Genomic DNA, 14,619 nt, shown 5'->3' on the forward strand with positions numbered 1-14,619 from the left:
ACATGACCCGCGCAATGGACTATGCCCAGGACGACCGCACGGTCATCCTCAACCGCCACGGCGATGCCGCGGCCCACAGCCCGCTGACCGACTTCGCCAGCCCGCCGAGATACGAACAGCTGGAGGAGCGCATGGTCTACGCCGCGCGCCTGCGCCCGGCGGAGAGCTTCAACGTGGGCCTCAATCCGCTGGTGGACGCCGCCGCCGTGCTGCTCTCCGAGGCCGTGCGCCTCAAGCACAGCGGCGAGGCCGAGGACCTGCATGCGCTGCACCAGCGCCTGAGCGGCGAGCTCAAGCTGTTCGAGCACCGTGCCCTGCACGACGGCGCCGAGAGCAGCCAGGTGATGGCCGCGCGCTACGTGCTGTGCACCGTGCTCGACGAGGCGGTGGTGACCACGCCCTGGGGCAACGAGAGCGAGTGGTCGCAGATGAGCCTGCTGTCGAGCTTCCACAACGAAACCTTCGGCGGCGAGAAGTTCTTCCAGCTGCTCGAGCGCCTGTCGCGCAATCCGGTCAAGCACCTGCCGATGCTCGAGTTGATGTACCTGTGCCTGGCGCTGGGCTTCGAGGGCAAGTACCGCGTACAGCCACGCGGCATGCTCGAACTGGAGGCGATCCGCGACAGCCTGTACCGACAGATCCGCCAGCTGCGCGGCGACGTGCCGCGCGAAGTGTCGCCGCACTGGCAGGGCCTCAAGGACACCCGCCGCCATCGGGTGCGCATCGTGCCCTGGTGGCTGGTGGCGCTGTTCACCCTCGCCTGCCTGACCATGATGTACGGCGGCTTCGCTTGGGTGCTGGGCGAACAGCGCGACACCGTTCTGCAGCCGTATCAGTCGCTCGGCGGCAACGCCGCCGGGCAGCCGTAATTCAGGGATGAATGCACGATGAAAGATTTCTTCGCCAAACTCGGCGCCTTTTTCCGCCAGACCTGGGTGTGGAGCCTGTGCCTGCTGCTGGTGCTGGCCCTGCTGGTCTGGTTCGCCGGCCCGCTGCTGGCGGTCGCCGAACACAAGTTCTGGGCAGAGCCGACCAGCCGCCTGCTGAGCATCGCCGCGCTGTGCCTGCTGTGGGGGCTGTTCGTGGTCTTCGCCGGCTGGCGCAGCAACCGCCGCCAGCAGGCCGAGGAACAGGACCAGGCCGCCCAGGATCGCCTGCGCCGCGAGGAGCAGGTCAGCGAGGAGCAGGGCATCCTGCGCCAGCGCTACCAGGACGCCCTGCGCACTCTCAAGCACTCCAGCCTGTACCGTGGCCACAGCGAGCAGTGGCGCAACGAGCTGCCCTGGTACCTGCTGCTCGGCCCGCAGGGCAGCGGCAAGACCAGCCTGCTGGACTTCTCCGGCCTGGACTTCCCGCTCAACCGTGGCGACAGCCAGCGCCTGACCCGCGACGTCTCCGGCACCCGCCACGCCGACTGGTACTTCGCCGAGCATGCGGTGCTGATCGACACCGCCGGCCGCTACCTGACCCAGCCCGACGCCCAGGTCGACGCCAGCGCCTGGGACTGCCTGCTCGGCCTGCTGCGCAAGCGCCGTGCCCGGCCGCTCAACGGCGTGCTGGTGAACATCCCGCTGGAGCGCCTGCAGGGCGGCAACGAACTGGAGCTGGAGGCCCTGGCCCGCCAGGTCCGCCAGCGCCTGCAGGAACTGCACCAGCGCCTCGGCGCCGAGCTGCCGGTCTATCTAGTGCTGAGCAAGGCCGACCAGTTGCTCGGCTTCGACGAGTTCTTCGACCAGCTGTCGCGCGAGGAGAGCGAGCAGGTGCTCGGCGCCAGCTTCCGCAAGGAGCAGGACAGCACCGCTGCCTCGGTGGTGCGCCAGGAATTCGAGGAGCTGCTGCGCCGCCTGAACAGCCAGGTGATCCAGCGCATGCACCAGGAGCGCGACACCCAGCGCCGCGGGCGGATCCTCGACTTCCCGCACCAGCTGGGACAGATCGGCGAGCGCCTGTGCCTGTTCGTCGAGCTGGCCTTCGCCGGCAACCGCTACCAGCGCGCCAGCCAGCTGCGCGGTTTCTACCTGACCAGTGCGCCGCGGCTGGACAGCCCGCTGGACCCGCTGAGCGCCAGCATCGGCCGCAATCTGGGCCTGGCCAGCAGCGTCCTGCCGACCCTGCGCAGCGGGCGCACACGCTTCATCCACAACCTGCTGAGTCGGGTGATCTTCCCCGAGGCCGACCTCGCCAGCCTCGACCAGCAGGAAGTGCGGCGCATCGACTGGGGCCAGCGCGCGCTGTACGCCGGCGCCCTGGCCTGCCTGGCGCTGTTCGGCCTGACCTGGGCGAACAGCTACTCGGCCAACCACGGCCGGCTCGAACAGCTGCGCGAGCATGCCCAGCAACTGGGCCGCGAGCGCCAGGGCATCGCCGCCCAGGACGACGCCCTGCGCACCCTCGCGGCGCTGGACCGCAGCCATGCCGCGACCCAGCTGTTCCCGTCCGCCGCCGAGGCTCCCTGGGCGCAGCGCGGCGGCCTGTACCAGGGCGAGAAGGCCCTGCCGATCCTGCAGCAAGCCTACCGCCGCGAGCTGGAAGGCCTGCTGCTGCCGCGCGTCGGCCGCCAGCTGGAGGCGCAGATCCGCGCCAACCTGAATGACCGCGAGCGCCTGCTCGGCAGCCTGCGCGCCTACCTGATGCTGGGCCTCGAGGAGCGCCGCGACCCGGCCTTCCTCAAGGAATGGCTGGCCGCCGACTGGTCGCAGCGCCACGCCGGCAACACGGCGGCGCAGGACGGCCTGAACGGCCACTTCGCCCGCCTGCTCGACGGCGCCTTCGCGCCCTACGCCCTGAATGACCAGCTGGTCGCCCAGGCCCGCGAGGTGCTGCGCCGCGAGTCGCTGGCCAGCGTGGTCTACCGCATGCTCCGCGAGCAGGCGCGCAGCCTGGCGGACTACCGCCTGAACCAGAAGCTCGGCCCGCAGGGCGCGCTGCTCGCCGGCAGCGACCAGGCCATCCCCGGCTTCTATACCCAGCGCGGCTACCAGCAGTACTTCGTCGCCCAGGGCAGCGGACTGGTGCGCGAGATCCTGCGCGACAACTGGGTGCTCGGCGAGGGCGAGAGCCTCAGCGTCAACGACCTCGGCCGCCTGCTGGTGGAAATGGAGCAGCTGTACTTCCGCGACTACGCCAATCACTGGGGCGAGGCCCTGGCGCAGCTGGCGCTGGAACCGCTCGGCAGCACCCAGCAGGGTGCCGAGCAGCTGGCAGGGCTGACCGCCGCCAACTCGCCGCTGCTGGCCCTGCTGGTGGAAGTGCGCGACAACACCCGCTTCCCCGGCCTGGCCAGTGCCGCCGACCAGACCGCCGCGGCTGGCGAGGCGCTCGGCGACCAGGGCGGCAAGCTCGGCAACGCCGTCCAGCTGGCCGCCGCCGCGGCGCAGAAGACCGAGGCCGCACTGGCGAACAGCCTGCCGGACACCGCGCGCAAGGCCCTGGAGCGGCGCTTCGCGCCACTGCACCAGCTGCTCGACGACAACGGCGGGGCCGGTGCGGAGCTGGCGACAGCCCTGCAGGCCCTGGATGCCCTGCAGCAACAGCTCGCCGAGCTGAGCCACGCCAGCGCGCCGGACCAGGCCGCCTTCGAGCTGGCCAAGGCACGCATGGACGGCCAGCGCGACGCCATCCAGCGCCTGCGCAGCAGCGCCGCACGCCTGCCGCAGCCGCTCGGCAGCTGGCTGGTCCTGCTCGCCGAGGACAGCTGGACGCTGGTGCTCAGCGACGCCTACGAGTACCTCAACCAGCGCTACCAGAGCGAGCTCTACGCCGTGTACCAGCACTCCCTGCGCCAGCGTTACCCGTTCAGCGCCGACAGCGAGAGCGACGTGGCGCTGGCCGACTTCCGCGAGTTCTTCAAGGCCCAGGGCGTGGCGGACAGCTTCTTCGAGCGCTACCTCAAGCCCTTCGTCAGCGGCAGCGCCGGCGAATACCGGCTGCGCCGCCTGGAGGGCCGCGGCCTGCCGCTGTCCAGCGAGTTTCTCGCCCAGATGGGCCACGCGCAGACCATCCGCCGCAGCTTCTTCGCCGAGAACCCCAACGAGCCGCAGGTGCTGTTCAAACTCGAGCCCTACTCGCTGGACTCCAGCCTCGGTCGTGCCGACTTCCGCCTCGGCGACCAGCAGCTGGAGTACCGCCACGGCCCGATCGTGCCGGCCGCCTTCCACTGGCCGAGCGAGGCCGACAACGGCCAGACCAGCCTGGTGGTGGAGGAGCTGGGCGGGCGCAAGCTGGGCATCCGCAAGAACAGCGGACCCTGGGCGCTGTTCCGCCTGCTCGACCTGATGGAGGTCGGCTACCACAGCGGGCGCGACGTGCTGCTGGTCAAGGCCAGCATTGGCGGCCGCCGCGCCAACTACCTGCTGCACAGCCAGCGCGCGCCGAACCCGTTCGACGTCGCGCGCTTGCGCGACTTCAAGCTGCCGGCGGTGCTGTGATGGGCCCGGTTGCCACGGCCTGGCGCAGCGCCGCGCGCACCGATACCGGCAAGGTCCGCACGCGCAACGAGGATGCGCTGCTCGACCGCCCGCAGCAGGGCCTGTGGGTGGTCGCCGACGGCATGGGCGGCCACCAGAACGGCGCGCTGGCCAGCCGCCTGGTGGTCGACAGCCTCGCCGAACTGCCCGAGGCCGGCGACCTGACACAGCGCCTGGCGCAGCTGCGCCGCTGCCTGCACGACCTCAACCGGCGCCTCGGCCAGACCCTCACGGTGACCGCCACGCGCCCCGACCCGGTGATCGGCAGCACGGTGGTCGCCCTGCTGGCAAGCGGCGCGCGCGTCGCCTGCGTGTGGGCCGGCGACAGCCGCTGCTACCTGTGGCGCGCGGGCCGGCTCTACCAGCTGTCGCGTGACCACTCGCTGCTCCAGCAACTGATCGACCAGCAGCAACTGACGCCCGAGCAGGCGGCCGAGCATCCGGCCGCCCACGCGCTGACCCGCGCCGTGGGGGCCGGCGAGCAGCTGGCGCTGGAGATCCTCGAGCTCGAGGTGCTGCCCGGCGACACCTTCCTGCTGTGCAGCGACGGGCTGTATCAGGAACTGGCGCCGGAGGCCCTCGGCGCCGCCCTCAGCCTGCCCACCGCCAGCCTGGCCCTGCAGCGCCTGTTCGACCAGGCGCTGCAGGGGCCGGCGCGCGACAACCTCAGCGCCGTGGTGATTCGCCGATGAACGACCGCCTGCCGGCCGCGGCGGCGGCCAACCTGACCTACTTCGCCTTCGCCAGCGCTGCCACGCCCGCGGCGCCGCGCGGCACGGCGCGACCCGTCGGCGCACTGCCGGAGCTGCTCGGCGGGCGCTACCGCATCGAACGGCTGCTCGGCGTCGGCGGCATGGGCGCGGTGTACCGCGCCCGCGACCTGCTGCGCGAACAGTTCGGCGATCCCGAGCCCTGGGTGGCGCTGAAGACCCTCAGCGACGACTGCGCCGACTACCCGGACGCCCACGCGCTGCTGTACAGCGAGTTCGCCCTCACCGCCCGCGTCAACCATCGCCATGTGGTGCGGCTGTTCAACTTCGAGGTGGACAGCGCCAGCCAGCGCGCCTTCATCACCCTGGAACTGCTCAAGGGGCCGACCCTCGACCAGCTGCTCGACGAGCGGCCTGGCGGCCTGCCGTGGGCCGAGCTGCGCGACATCGCCGTGCCCCTGCTGGAAGCCGTGGCCCACGCCCACAGCCTCGGCGTGCTGCACGGCGACCTCAAGCCCGGCAACCTGCTGCTCGCCGCCGATGGCCTGCGCCTGTTCGACTTCGGCCTCGGCCAGGCGGTCGCAGGCCGGCTGCCCGGCCTGCCCCGCCTGTGCCGCGAGCGCATCACCGCCTGGACGCCGCGCTACGCCGCCGCTGAACTGCTCGACGGCGCCCCGCTGGCCGCCGCCGCCGACGTCTACGCCCTGGGCTGCCTGCTGTTCGAGCTGTGCAGCGGCAGTCACCCGTTCGGCCGCCTCGACGCCAGGCAGGCGCGCGAACAGGCGCTGGACTGCCAGTTGCAGCGCCCGGCCAACCTGCCGACGCACTGCTGGCCAGCGCTGCGCACGGCGCTGGCTCTCGATCCGATACAGCGCCGCATCGACGTCGCCGGCCTGCTGGCCGCTTTCCGCGCCCCCACGCAGAGCTGGCTGCGGCGCTGGCTGCGGCCGGTCCCGGGGTGAGCCGAGAACGGCAACAGCGCCCTGTTCAGCGACTCCCGCAGCCTCACACCTCCAGCGCGTCGCCCACCTCGGCCAGCTTGCGCCGCGCCAGGGCCAGGTTGGCCTTCGACTTGTCCAGCACGTAGTAGGCGAACAGGTCGCTGGCCTTGGCCAGCGGGCGAATCAGGTGGTACTGCTTGCCCAGGGTGATCAGGATGTCGTCGATGCTGTCGTCCAGGCCGAGCATCTGCATGGTCTTCACCTTGCTGCGCATCACCTCGGTGTTGCCGCCGGCCGCCAGCTCCAGGTCGAGGCCGCCGCCGGCCGCGCCGAGCAGCATGCCGCTGCCGTAATCGACCACCGCACAGGCCTGGGCGCCGTCGATGGCCATCAGTTGTTGCAGACTGTCGTTGATTGCGCTCATTGCTCTCTCTCGCTTGTGGTTGGCGCGCCGCTCCCCGGCGCGCCCAGGGATTCGCTCAGCGCGCGGGCGGCCTTCTTTACCGCCCACAGCGCATAGCCGGGATTGCTGCCTTCGCCGGTGACCACCAGCAGGATCATCGGGGTGATGCCGTTGACCACCTGGCGGCACAGCACCAGCCCCTCAGCGGACTCGATCAGCGCGCTTTCCTGCGCGCCCAGCGCCAGCTCCTGCACCAGCCGCTGGCCGAGGGCGTCTAGCGCCGCGGCCATCGCGGTGATGCGCCGGCTCTCCTCGGCTTGCAGGCCGACGCTGGCCAGCGGGAAACCGTCGGCCGAGGCGACGACCGCCACGCGCAGGCCGTCCATCGACGCAGCCAGCGCGGCCAGTTGCTCTTGGCAGGCAGTCTTCAGCCGGGGCGTGCGGGCCTGGGGCGCATCGGCGGGCGTGTTCATGGGCAATCCCTCATGTGGGCAGTGGCAGAGGCGCCGATACCGGTCAGGCGCAAGATCCTATACATGATCATATTATAGAACAACTTGTGTACAAGATTTTAAGAGCTGTACGCCACGCTCCCGGCGCCCGCCTCGCCCAGCTTCCTGCTGCCGCGCCGGGCGGTGTAGACTTTGCTCAGTTTGTGCACACCCCGAGGCCTTCCTGCCATGTCCACCGCCCTTCGCTGCCTGCCGCTGCTGGCCCTGCTGTTGCTCGGCGCCTGCCAGAGCCCATCGCCGCGCGCCCTGGACCCGGTGCAGCCTGCGCCGCAGACCGCGGTCCCGGCTGCCCCGCAGGCCCAGGATCAGCCGCAGACCCTGGCCCAGCAGTTCGAGGCGCAGCTGGCGGCCGACGACCTGGATGCCGCCAGCCGCACCTTCGACCGCCTGCGCCAGCAGGGCGACGGGCAACGTCTCCAGGACTACCAGCAGCTGCTCGCCGATGCCTGGCTGCAGCGCAGCCAGCGGGCGCTCGAGAAGGGCGACCTGAATGCCGCCACCACCGCGCTGGCCAAGGCCCGCGCGCTGATGCCCAAGGCGCCGGCGCTGACCAACGGCCTCGGCGGCAACGTGCAGCGCAAGGCGCCAGCGGCCGGCAGCCAGTAAGCGCGCCCTTCAGCATTCGGCTATATCAATAGTCGTCCAAAGAATTTCTCGTTCCAAAACGAGCCGCTAGACTGACCACAGTACGGCGGCTCGCCGGCGCCGCTCCGCATGACCCGGCTGCCGCGGCCGCCCTGGCAACCCGCCCGCGCCGGCCTCCGGCACGCGCCGCAAGCCGACCGCGGCTCCTCTGCGCGGTCCGCGCTCCACCGACAAGGTTTTCCCGTGATCCACTTCGACAACGTCCACAAGGCGTACCGGGTCAATGGCCGCGATATCCCCGCCCTGCAGCCGACTTCCCTGCAGATCAGCGCCGGCGAGATCTTCGGCCTGATCGGCCACTCCGGTGCCGGCAAGAGCACCCTGCTGCGCCTGATCAACCGCCTCGAGGAGCCCTCCGGCGGGCGCATCCTGATCGACGGCGCGGACGCCACCGCGCTGGATGCCGCCGGCCTGCGCCGCCTGCGCCAGCGCATCGGCATGATCTTCCAGCACTTCAACCTGCTGGCCTCGCAGAGCGTGGCTGCCAACGTCGCCCTGCCGCTCAAGCTCGCCGGCGAGCGGCAGGGCGCGGCCATCGACGCGCGCGTCGCCCAGCTGCTGGCGCGCGTCGGCCTCAGCGAGCACGCCGACAAGTACCCGGCGCAGCTGTCCGGCGGGCAGAAGCAGCGCGTCGGCATCGCCCGCGCGCTGGCCCTGGAGCCGAAGATCCTGCTGTGCGACGAGGCGACCAGCGCCCTCGACCCGCAGACCACCGGCCAGGTGCTGCAGCTGCTCGCCGAACTCAACCGCGAGCTGGGCCTGACTATCGTGCTGATCACCCACGAGATGGAGGTGATCCGCCGCGTCTGCGACCGCGTGGCGGTCCTCGACGGCGGGGAGATCGTCGAGCAGGGCGCCGTGGCCGACCTGTTCCTCCACCCGCAGCACCCGACCACCCGGCGCTTCGTACTCGAGGCCGAGCACGTCGACGAGGGCGAGCAGCAGGGCGACTTCGCCCAGGTGCCGGGGCGCATCCTGCGCCTGACCTTCCGCGGTGCGGCCACCTACGCGCCGCTGCTCGGCCAGCTGGCGCGCGACACCGGGGTCGACTACAGCATCCTCGCCGGGCGCATCGACCGCATCAAGGACACCCCCTACGGCCAGCTGACCCTGGCCCTCAGCGGCGGCGACCCGGACTCCGCCCTGGCGCGCCTCGCCGCCGCCGACGTGCATGTGGAGGTACTGCGCTGATGCTGGAGACACTGCTGCCCAACGTGTTCTGGCCGGAAATCTGGCAGGCCAGCCTCGACACCCTGGCGATGCTCGGCGGTTCGCTGCTGTTCACCGTGCTGTTCGGTCTGCCGCTCGGCGTGCTGCTGTTTCTCAGCGGCCCGCGCCAGCTGTTCGACAACCAACCCGTCTACCGCCTGCTCTCCCTGGTGGTCAACGTGCTGCGCTCGGTGCCCTTCGTCATCCTGTTGATCCTGATGATCCCGCTGACCGAGCTGATCGTCGGCACCTCGCTGGGCGCGCTCGGCGCCATCCCGCCCTTGGTGGTCGGCGCCACGCCGCTGTTCGCCCGTCTGGCGGAGACCGCGCTGCGCGAGGTGGATCGCGGCATCATCGAGGCGACCCAGGCGATGGGCGCGACCACCCGGCAGATCGTCCTCAACGCCCTGCTGCCCGAGGCGCGCCCGGGCCTGCTCGCCGCCCTCACCGTCACCGCCATCACCCTGGTGTCCTACACCGCCATGTCCGGCCTGATCGGCGGCGGTGGCCTCGGCGACCTGGCGGTGCGCTACGGCTACCAGCGCTACCAGCCGGACGTCATGGCGGTCACCGTGGTCCTGCTGCTGGTGCTGGTGCAGGTGCTGCAGGGCGTCGGCGACCGCCTGGTGATCCGTTTCTCGCGCAAATGACCCGCCCGGGCCGGCCATCCGCCGCCCCGGCGCCGCATCCCACAAGGAGTTCGACCATGAAAAAACGGCTGGCCGCTCTGGCCCTGTTCGCCGCCTGCTCCGCCACCGCCCAGGCGCAAACCCTCAGCGTCGCCGCCACCCCGGTGCCGCACGCCGAGATCCTCGAGGTGGTCAAGCCGCTGCTGGCCAAGCAGGGCGTGGAACTCAAGGTGCGCGTGTTCACCGACTACGTGCAGCCCAACCTGCAGGTCCAGCAGAAGAACCTCGACGCCAACTTCTTCCAGCACCAGCCCTACCTCGACGAATTCAACGCCAGCCGCAAGACCGCGCTGGTCAGCGTGACCGGCGTGCACATCGAGCCGTTCGGCGCCTACTCCAGCAAGTACAAGAAGCTCGCCGAGCTGCCCGAGGGCGCCAGCGTGGCCATCCCCAACGACGCCACCAACGGCGGCCGCGCCCTGCTGCTGCTGGCCAAGGCCGGGGTGATCACCCTCAAGGACGGCGCCGGCATCACCGCCACGCCCAAGGACATCGCCGCCAACCCCAGGCACATCCGCGTGCGCGAACTGGAGGCGGCCACCCTGCCGCGGGTGCTCAAGCAGGTCGACCTGGCGCTGATCAACACCAACTACGCGCTGGAAGCCGGCCTCAACCCGACCCGGGACGCGCTGGCCATCGAGGGCAGCGACTCGCCCTACGTCAACATCCTGGTCAGCCGTGCCGACAACCAGGACAGCGAAGCCATGCAGAAGCTGGCCCAGGCCCTGCACAGCCCGGAAGTGAAGGCGTTCATCGCCGACAAGTACCAGGGCGCAGTGCTGCCGGCGTTCTGAGTGACGTCAGCAAAGTCCCCGCGGGTGCGCGCGGCGCACCCTACGAGGCGGGCGCCCGTGCGCTAGGGTGCACCGCGCGCACCCGCGAGCCTCAGCCGAAGAACCAGTAGCACACGCCGATCGACGCCAGCACCCCGGCCAGATCGGCGAGCAGCGCGCAGCCCACCGCGTGGCGGGCGCGCTGGATGCCGACGGCGCCGAAGTACACCGCCAGCACGTAGAAGGTGGTCTCGGTGCTGCCCTGCATGGTCGCTGCGACCAGCGCCGGGAAGCTGTCGACGCCGTGGCTCTGCATGGTCTCGATCAGCAGCGCGCGCGCCGCGCTGCCGGAGAACGGCTTGACCAGCGCGGTGGGCAGGGCGTCGACGAAGCGGGTGTCCCAGCCGAGCGCCTCGATCAGCCAGCGGATGCCGTCGAGGCCGAACTCCAGCGCCCCGGAGGCGCGCAGCACGCCCACCGCACAGAGCATGGCGACCAGGTAGGGCAGCAGGTTCTTCGCCACCTCGAAGCCTTCCTTGGCGCCCTCGACGAACGCCTCGTATACCGGCACCCGGCGCAGCGCGCCGAACAGCAGGAAGGCGAGGATCAGACCGAACAGGGTCAGGTTGCCGAGCAGCGAGGACAGCGAAGCCAGCGCGGCGGCCGACAGCCCGGCGAGGAAGGCCATGAAAGTGCCCAGCACCAGCGCACCGGTGCCGAGCCAGGCCAGCACCACCGGATCGTGCAGGCGCAGGCGCTGCATGAAGGCCACTGACAGCAGGCCGACCAGGGTCGAGGCGCTGGTGGCCAGCAGGATCGGCAGGAACACCAGGGTCGGGTCGGCGGCGCCCTGCTGCACCCGGTACATGAAGATCGACACCGGCAGCAGGGTCAGCGACGAGGCGTTGAGCACCAGGAACAGGATCTGCGCGTTGCTCGCCGTGGTCTGGCTGGGATTCAAGTCCTGCAGCGCGCGCATCGCCTTGAGGCCGATCGGCGTCGCCGCGTTGTCGAGGCCGAGGGCGTTGGCGGTGAAATTGAGGGTGATCAGCCCGAGCGCCGGATGGCCGCTCGGAACCTCCGGCATCAGCCGGCGGAACAGCGGCGCCAGCAGCACGGCCAGGCGCTCGACCAGGCCGGCGCGCTCGGCGATGCGCAGGAAACCCAGCCACAGGGTCAGGGTGCCGAACAGCACCACCATCACCTCGACCGACAGCCTGGCCATGGCGAACAGGCTCTCGACCATGGCGGCGAACACCCCGGCATCGTCGCCGATCAGCCAGCGACTGCAGGCGGCGATGGCCGCGACGACGAAAAACCCCAGCCACAGGCCGTTGAGCATGTTGTATCTCCCCCGGATCAGGCGACGGATGATAGCGGCCCGCGCCGGCCAGGGGCACCCATCCGCTGCGGCGGCAGGCACCGCAGCGGGCACGGCGCACAACGGCCGGTGCACCGGCAGGAGCGGCGAGCGCAAAGACCTTGCGTTCCGTGCGTGGTCGGCCCCACGGCGCTGTGGCACCATCGCCCGAAAGAAGAAGGGGGACTCCCTATGGTCAAGCTGGCGCGCACGCCGTTCATTCGCCTGGTGACGCTGACCTATTGCCTGTTCGCGCTCGGCTGGATCTTCCTCTCCGACCACCTGCTGGCCCTGTTCGCCGACAAGGACGCCATCCTGCGCGCCTCGAGCTGGAAGGGCGGCCTGTTCGTGCTGACCACCAGCGTGCTGCTGTACCTCGCCCTGCGCGCGGTGCCACCCTCGGCCGATGGCAGCGCCGCGCAGCTCGGCCGCCTGGCCATGGGCATGACGGAGGGGCGCCGGCGGGGCTGCGTCGCCTGCCTGTTCGCCCTGGCCATCACCCTGGCCACGCTGGGGCTGCGGCAGAGCCTCGACGGCCTGCTCGACGGCCGCCCGCTGCTGATCCTGTTCATCCTGCCGGTGGCCCTCAGCGCCCTGCTCGGCGGCCTGCAGCCCGGCCTGCTGGCCACCCTGGTTGCCGCCCTGGGCGTTGCCTTCCTGTTCCTCTCGCCCAGCGGCGAACTGGCCATCCACTCGCAGGCCGAGCGCCTGCAACTGTTCTTCTTCGTGCTGATCGCCGTCGCCCTCAGCGTTATCATCGAGCTGCACCGGCGCACCCGCGAGGGGCTGGAGTTCAACCGCCGGCTGCTCGACGGCATCGTCTCGGGCAGCGAGGACGCCATCTTCGTCAAGGACCGCGGCGGCCGCTATCTGCTGGGCAACCGGGCCGCGGCCGCCTTCGTCGGTCGCCCGCTCGACGAGCTGATCGGCAAGCGCGATGCCGAGCTGTTCGCACCAGCCAGCGCCGAGCTGATCGCCCGGCACGACGCCGAGGTGATCGCCAGCCGCCAGGTGCGTACCTGCGACGAGGCGCTGGAAAGCGACCAGGGCCGCAACCTGGTGTTCTCGATCAGCCGCGGGCCGCTGCTCGACGAATCCGGGGCCGTCTCCGGCCTGTTCGGCATTGCCCGCGACATCAGCGAGCGCCGGCGCATCGAGCTGGCGCAGCGCGAGGCGGCGGCGGTGTTCGAATCCAGCTACGAGGCCATCATGGTGCTCGACGGCGCGCGGCAGATCGTCCGCGTCAACCCGGCCTTCACTCGGATCACCGGCTACAGCCCGGCCGAGGCCCTCGGCCAGCAGCCGGCGTGGCTGGCCGCCGACACCACCAGCAACGACGACACCCCGTGGCGCAGCCTGCAGGCGCAGGGCTTCTGGAGCGGCGAAGTGTGCAGCCGGCGCAAGAACGGCGAGCGCTATGCGCAGCTGCTGTCGCTGTCGCTGGTGCGCAACCAGGACGGCAGCGTGCAGCACTACGTCGGGCTGTTCTCCGACATCAGCCAGCTGAAGAACCACCAGGCCGAGCTGGACCGCGCCGCGCACTACGACCCGCTGACCGGCCTGCCCAACCGCCGCCTGCTCGGCGACCGCCTGGAACAGGCCATCGCCCGCGCGGCGCGTTCCGGCAAGTCGCTGGCGGTCTGCCAGTTCGACCTCGACGACTTCCGCCAGATCAACGAGCGCCACGGCCACGCCGCCGGCGATGCCCTGCTGCGGCGCATGGCCGGCAACCTGCGCGCGGCGCTGCGCAGCGACGACACCCTGGCCCACCTGGGCGGCGACGGCTTCGCCCTGCTGCTCGGCGACCTCGACTCCGCCCAGGACTGCGCGTCGACCCTCACCGGCCTGCAGGCGGCCATCGCCGCGCCAGTGACCATCGCCGGCAGCCACCTGCACACCACGGCGAGCATCGGCGTGACCCTCTACCCGCAGGACAACGGCGACGGCGACACCCTGCTGCGCCATGCCGACCAGGCGATGTTCCTGGCCAAGGAGGCCGGCAAGAACTGCTACCACCTGTTCGACCCGGAGAGCGACCGCAAGGCCCAGGGCCACCGCCAGCAGCTGGAGCGCCTGCGCCTGGCCCTGCAGCAGGGCGAGTTCGTGCTGCACTACCAGCCCAAGGTCGACCTCGGCGACGGCCGGCTGTTCGGCGTCGAGGCGCTGATCCGCTGGCAGGACCCGCAGCGCGGGCTGATCGCGCCGGGCGAGTTCCTCCCCTACATCGAGAGCGTCGGGACCCTCGAGCGGGCGCTGGGCGAATGGGTGCTGGACACGGCCCTGGCCCAGCTCGAGCAGTGGCTGGGCAGCGGGCTGCAAGTCGACATGAGCGTCAACATCAGCGCCCACCAGCTGATGCACGACGACTTCGCCGACAGCCTGGATCGCCTGCTGTGCCGCTACCCCGCGATCCCCCGCGCCCGGCTGGAACTGGAGATCCTCGAAACCGCGGCGATCGCCGACATGCCGCGCGCCATCGTGGTCATGCAGCGCTGCGCCAGGCTGGGCGTGCGCTTCGCCCTCGACGACTTCGGCACCGGCTACTCCTCGCTCACCTACCTGCGCAAGCTGCCGGTGGACACCCTGAAGATCGACCAGAGCTTCGTGCGCGACATGCTGGTCGACCCCGACGACCGCGCCATCGTCGACGGCGTGATTCGCCTGGCCGCCGCCTTCAACCGCCACGTGATCGCCGAGGGCGTGGAAACCCTCGAGCACGGCCAGGCCCTGCAGCGCCTCGGCTGCCGCCTTGCCCAGGGCTACGGCATCGCCCGGCCGATGCCGGCGGAACACCTGCCCGTCTGGCTGCGCGACTGGCAGGAACGGGCCGCCTGGCGGCAGTTGGCCGCGCAGCCCTGAACGAACGGCAGCCGCCCGCCACCCTGCTAGGCTGAACGGGCACACCCTGTCT

General features: G+C 70.9%; 12 protein-coding genes. 9 read left to right on the forward strand and 3 right to left on the reverse strand.

Annotated features, from left to right (window positions below):
• The first annotated feature begins 2 nt into the window (after nucleotides 1-2).
• Genes icmH through KRX52_RS15635 form a run of 4 tightly spaced genes read left to right on the forward strand, consistent with a single transcriptional unit; the run spans nucleotide 3 to nucleotide 6,138 of the window.
• Entirely contained in the window at nucleotides 3-869 is an 867-nt protein-coding gene (icmH, locus tag KRX52_RS15620) for a type IVB secretion system protein IcmH/DotU (RefSeq protein WP_217682644.1), read from the forward strand.
• Between the two features lie 18 nt (nucleotides 870-887).
• Nucleotides 888-4,427 carry a type VI secretion system membrane subunit TssM gene (tssM, locus tag KRX52_RS15625; RefSeq protein WP_217682645.1) on the forward strand — a complete coding sequence of 1,180 codons (3,540 nt, stop codon included), beginning with the start codon at nucleotides 888-890 and terminating at the stop codon, nucleotides 4,425-4,427.
• On the forward strand, nucleotides 4,427-5,158 hold the full coding sequence (locus KRX52_RS15630; RefSeq protein ID WP_217682646.1) for a PP2C family protein-serine/threonine phosphatase: 732 nt from the start codon (nucleotides 4,427-4,429) through the stop codon (nucleotides 5,156-5,158). Before tssM ends, KRX52_RS15630 begins: the two co-directional genes overlap by 1 nt.
• Entirely contained in the window at nucleotides 5,155-6,138 is a 984-nt protein-coding gene (locus KRX52_RS15635; protein ID WP_217682648.1) for a serine/threonine-protein kinase, read from the forward strand. The genes KRX52_RS15630 and KRX52_RS15635 overlap by 4 nt, the downstream gene beginning before the upstream one ends.
• A gap of 43 nt (nucleotides 6,139-6,181) precedes the next feature.
• Here KRX52_RS15635 and KRX52_RS15640 read toward each other — a convergent pair whose 3' ends face one another.
• Nucleotides 6,182-6,541 carry a hypothetical protein gene (locus tag KRX52_RS15640; RefSeq protein WP_217682649.1) on the reverse strand — a complete coding sequence of 120 codons (360 nt, stop codon included), beginning with the start codon at nucleotides 6,539-6,541 and terminating at the stop codon, nucleotides 6,182-6,184.
• Nucleotides 6,538-6,993, reverse strand: a complete 456-nt coding sequence (locus KRX52_RS15645; RefSeq protein WP_217682650.1) for a roadblock/LC7 domain-containing protein — start codon at nucleotides 6,991-6,993, stop codon at nucleotides 6,538-6,540. Before KRX52_RS15645 ends, KRX52_RS15640 begins: the two co-directional genes overlap by 4 nt.
• A 207-nt stretch (nucleotides 6,994-7,200) precedes the next feature.
• Between KRX52_RS15645 and KRX52_RS15650 the strand changes: the two genes are divergently transcribed.
• The 4 genes from KRX52_RS15650 (at nucleotide 7,201) to KRX52_RS15665 (ending at nucleotide 10,369) form a co-directional block, all read left to right on the forward strand.
• Entirely contained in the window at nucleotides 7,201-7,638 is a 438-nt protein-coding gene (locus tag KRX52_RS15650; RefSeq protein WP_217682651.1) for a hypothetical protein, read from the forward strand.
• Nucleotides 7,639-7,860: 222 nt separating this feature from the next.
• The gene (locus KRX52_RS15655; protein WP_217682652.1) at nucleotides 7,861-8,868 is read left to right on the forward strand and encodes a methionine ABC transporter ATP-binding protein; all 1,008 of its coding nucleotides are present in this window, start codon (nucleotides 7,861-7,863) and stop codon (nucleotides 8,866-8,868) included.
• The gene (locus KRX52_RS15660; protein ID WP_217682653.1) at nucleotides 8,868-9,536 is read left to right on the forward strand and encodes a methionine ABC transporter permease; all 669 of its coding nucleotides are present in this window, start codon (nucleotides 8,868-8,870) and stop codon (nucleotides 9,534-9,536) included. Before KRX52_RS15655 ends, KRX52_RS15660 begins: the two co-directional genes overlap by 1 nt.
• Nucleotides 9,537-9,592: 56 nt before the next feature.
• The gene (locus KRX52_RS15665) at nucleotides 9,593-10,369 is read left to right on the forward strand and encodes a MetQ/NlpA family ABC transporter substrate-binding protein (RefSeq protein ID WP_217682654.1); all 777 of its coding nucleotides are present in this window, start codon (nucleotides 9,593-9,595) and stop codon (nucleotides 10,367-10,369) included.
• Between the two features lie 91 nt (nucleotides 10,370-10,460).
• On the opposite strand, the gene KRX52_RS15670 is transcribed toward KRX52_RS15665, so the two are convergent.
• Entirely contained in the window at nucleotides 10,461-11,690 is a 1,230-nt protein-coding gene (locus KRX52_RS15670) for a nucleoside recognition domain-containing protein (RefSeq protein ID WP_217682655.1), read from the reverse strand.
• A 210-nt stretch (nucleotides 11,691-11,900) separates the two neighbouring features.
• On the opposite strand from KRX52_RS15670, the gene KRX52_RS15675 reads away from it, so the two are divergent.
• Nucleotides 11,901-14,567, forward strand: coding sequence for an EAL domain-containing protein (locus KRX52_RS15675; RefSeq protein ID WP_217682656.1), 2,667 nt, complete (start codon nucleotides 11,901-11,903; stop codon nucleotides 14,565-14,567).
• The last annotated feature ends 52 nt before the right edge of the window (nucleotides 14,568-14,619 follow it).

Source organism: Geopseudomonas aromaticivorans, assembly GCF_019097855.1.
In the GTDB taxonomy this organism is placed as follows: Bacteria; Pseudomonadota; Gammaproteobacteria; order Pseudomonadales; family Pseudomonadaceae; genus Geopseudomonas; species Geopseudomonas aromaticivorans.